The sequence below is a fragment of the Actinobaculum sp. 352 genome, assembly GCF_003957265.1.
In the GTDB taxonomy this organism is placed as follows: domain Bacteria; phylum Actinomycetota; class Actinomycetes; order Actinomycetales; family Actinomycetaceae; genus Asp313.
Map to the genome: position 1 here is coordinate 1 of NZ_RQSN01000034.1, position 1,381 is coordinate 1,381.

The window sequence follows — 1,381 nt, forward strand, 5'->3', positions numbered from 1 at the left end:
TGTTCCCCAAAAACCGGACTATTGTAGGGTGCCCATTCCTCGGGTTCCCCACTGTGGATCGCCCGGCCGGTGGTGCGCAGGTGTTCTGGGACTACCTCGGTGCCCTGCGGCCAATCCTGCGACCACTTCCCCGGCACACACCCCGTATCAACCACCACCAAAGTCCGCTTGTAATAGCCCAGATCAACCTTTTGCCCGGTCTCCTCATTAAAAAACACCACCGTGTGATCCTCCGCCCGCACCGTCGTATCCACCGGGCCACTAAACCCTAACGGGGCCAGAATCTCCGCGAACCGGTCCACCGCCTGCGGCCACGTCTCACCCGTCAGCGGCCCCGCCGTCCCCAACTTCCATCGCTCGATCACCGATCCAGCCGGACACCCCGAAGTCGTCCGATCAACCTGCGAGCCGCCACCCAGCGCTGGTGGCGTCCACTCACCCACCTCAAACTCGTCCGACAGGGTCCGCTGCAACTCTAAAAGCAGCAGGATCGCCTCCCGCCGCGCCTCCACATACGAGATACTCCGGGCCGGAAGATACTCATCCGTCCGCCCGTAATACCGCTCCGAAAAATCAGAACACGCCACAAGCAGGACACTGCCCATCAAGCAGGCAACGACAAGGCCACGACGCCAATACCCCGCCGCGCCACCCGAGCGGACAGAGCCCCGCCGCATGCTCATCACCCGGCCCCCACAGCACGACCAACACCCACCACGCGCCACCTCGACGCGAGACGAGGAACACCCACACCATGCCACAACCACCAACGGAAGCCGAGACGCGCTGCGCAGCACGGCATGGCTTTCCGCGCAGCAACCCGGCCCTCACAGCGCGACGACGATTCGACCATCAGTCCCCACCCTCGTCGCTCGGCGGACTGTAGGGTGCCCATTCCTCGGGTTCGCCACTGTGGATCGCCCGGCCCGTGGTGCGTAGGTGTTCTGGGACAACCTCGGTGCCCTGCGGCCAATCCTGCGACCACTTCCCCGGCACACACCCCGTATCAACCACCACCAAAGTCCGCTTGTTATACCGCAATTGAACCTGCTGGCCGGTCTCCTCGTTAAAGAACAAGGCAATCGGATTCTCCGCAACCACCGTCCCATCCACCGGGCCACTAAACCCTAACGGGGCCAGAATCTCCGCGAACCGGTCCACCGCCTGCGGCCACGTCTCACCCGTCAGCGGCCCCGCCGTCCCCAACTTCCAAAACTCGATCACCGTCCCGGCCGGACACCCCGAAGTCGTCCGATCAACCTGCGAGCCGCCACCCAGCGCTGGTGGCGTCCACTCACCCACATCAAACTCATCCGACAGGGTCTGCTGTAACTGCAGCAGCAGGAGGATCGCCTCCCGCCGCGCCTCCACATACGAGACA

Annotated in this window: 2 protein-coding genes; both read right to left on the minus strand. The window is 63.9% G+C overall.

Annotated elements, in window-relative coordinates; all coding sequences use genetic code 11:
• Positions 1-677: LppA family lipoprotein (locus EKN07_RS12385; protein ID WP_206435737.1), on the minus strand; the 677-nt coding region annotated here is incomplete at its 3' end.
• A gap of 175 nt (positions 678-852) precedes the next feature.
• Positions 853-1,381: hypothetical protein (locus EKN07_RS12730; protein WP_164546685.1), on the minus strand; the 529-nt coding region annotated here is incomplete at its 5' end.